General features: G+C 63.5%; 1 protein-coding gene and 2 pseudogenes. 2 read left to right on the forward strand and 1 reads right to left on the reverse strand.

Annotated features, from left to right (window positions below):
- A pseudogene (locus JMY28_RS39295) lies at positions 1-244 on the forward strand (hypothetical protein); the annotation flags it as partial.
- A gap of 179 nt (positions 245-423) precedes the next feature.
- Positions 424-1,281, forward strand: coding sequence for a carboxylating nicotinate-nucleotide diphosphorylase (nadC, locus tag JMY28_RS38735; protein WP_201701142.1), 858 nt, complete (start codon positions 424-426; stop codon positions 1,279-1,281).
- Positions 1,282-1,431: 150 nt separating this feature from the next.
- On the opposite strand, the pseudogene JMY28_RS38740 reads toward nadC, so the two are convergent.
- Positions 1,432-1,556 (reverse strand): annotated as a pseudogene (locus JMY28_RS38740) (IS5/IS1182 family transposase); the annotation flags it as partial.
- Between the last annotated feature and the right edge of the window lie 412 nt (positions 1,557-1,968).

A 1,968-nucleotide genomic window follows, 5' to 3' on the forward strand; every position in this document is an offset into this window, starting at 1 on the left:
GTTCGTATCACTTCCTCTTGGACCTTACTGCCTGCTGGTGGGCGCGCCCTCGGGCAGGAAAAGCCGAATCGGCCCGGTGGCCTGGAAAGCTGCCGCCGCGATGGGTCCGTTGAAGGACCACAACCGCCACATCGTGGAGCAAGCACGCTTGTGGCTGGTAGCGACCACTGACGACCAACTCGTCGCTGTGCAAAGCCGCTTCGCTGCGGCCAGGAGTACCACCCCGGACAATACGAAGCCCTGACCGAAGTCGGCTGGGAAACTCGCAGTCGGCCGGGCGGACGAACATCGCGATACGCCTCGCCCCAAGCGCAATCAGGCCGAGTACCGCCATAAGCGGTCAGTCGACATCGTTGCGTAGTTCGTCGACAATCGATGCCGCTCACCCTTGCATCTTCCCCTTAATCCCCTTAAAACACGCCCATGTCTTTCACCCTTCCCGGCTTCGACCTAGCTGCCTTTATCACCACCACGCTATCCGAAGACCTCGGCATTGGCCTTCCCGGTGGCGGGCGCGACGTCACCTCAGAGAGCGTCATCCCGGCGGACGCGCGCTTTGCCGGGGTGATGGACAGCCGCGAGGCGATCACCGTCGCAGGGCTACCTTTGGCCGCCGCGTTCTTTCGCCATCTCGACTCGGGGTGTGAGATCGAAATGCTTGTGCAGGATGGCCAGAGCGTCACTCCCGGTACCGCGCTGATGCGGATCGCCGGCAACGCCCGCGCCCTGCTCACCGCCGAGCGCAGCGCTCTCAATACCGTCCAGCACCTCTCGGGCATCGCGACGATGACGAGCGCCTATGTCGAGGCGATGCACGGCCACGCCACGCTGCTCGACACCCGCAAGACCATTCCCGGCCTGCGCGCGCTGGAGAAATACGCGACGCGGATGGGCGGCGCGACCAACTACCGCATGGGCCTGTGGGATGCGGTGATGATCAAGGACAACCATGTCGCGGTGGCGGGCGGCGTCGGGGCGGCGGTGGCGCGGGCCAAGACGGCGGGCGTCGAGCGGATTATCTGCGAGGTCGATCGGATCGACCAGATCGAGCCGGCGATCGTGGCCGGCGCCACGCATATCCTGCTCGACAATATGGCGCCGACGATGCTGGCCGAGGCAGTGGCGCTGGTGGCGGGCCGTGCGGCAACCGAGGCCAGCGGCGGCGTGCGGCTCGATACCATCGGCGCGGTTGCTGCGAGCGGAGTGGATTACGTCTCAGTCGGGCGGCTGATGCAAAGCGCGCCTGCGGCGGATATTGGCTTGGATTTTGAGCTGGTGTGATGGGATTTATGCGTGCGAGGGCGCGTTTTTGATCGAAGACGCATTTCGTGAAGCGAAATGCTTTGGCCCCTCGCGCTCCCCTTTACGTCTTTCGGCGAGATGTATTCCAATCGGTTGCCCAACACGCTCCATAGGCTCAGGACTCACTGATCAGAGCGAGAAGAGGACGGTTGCGGCCAGAGCGAGGCGGAGAAGAAGACGGTGGGGCAGCGGTCATATCGCGTTGCCACGGGGCGCCAGTCTTTGAGACGGCCGAACATGATTTCGATGCGGTTGTAGGGTCGGCTTATGCCTCCGGCATAGACTCGTCTGGTGGCGGCCGATCTGGCGCATGCCATCGGTCAAAGTACGGCCAGGAAGGAACATTCGCCAGTACAGGCGCACGGTCATCCAAGCGGCCGCTCCACCATCAAATTGCAGACAACCGGCTTGAGAGCAACTCGCGTGCACCGAGGGCTTCGGGCTTGGCCGGCGGCGTGGTTCATCAGTTTGAACATGCCCTTCATGATCATGGTGATCGGTGTCCGCGCCATGGTGAGTTCGGGCGTCGGTATGCGGAAATGCTGCAGCACACCCGTAAGCGGCTCAGCTGGGCCGTTTGTCCATGCTCGTGCGTGTGAGGCATGATGCTGGACTGGAGTTGCCGGTCAGGTGGCGGAATTCGGCGGACTGGCCCGCGTGTGCAGC

It is taken from the genome of Paraburkholderia hiiakae, from assembly GCF_904848665.1.
GTDB lineage: Bacteria > Pseudomonadota > Gammaproteobacteria > Burkholderiales > Burkholderiaceae > Paraburkholderia > Paraburkholderia hiiakae.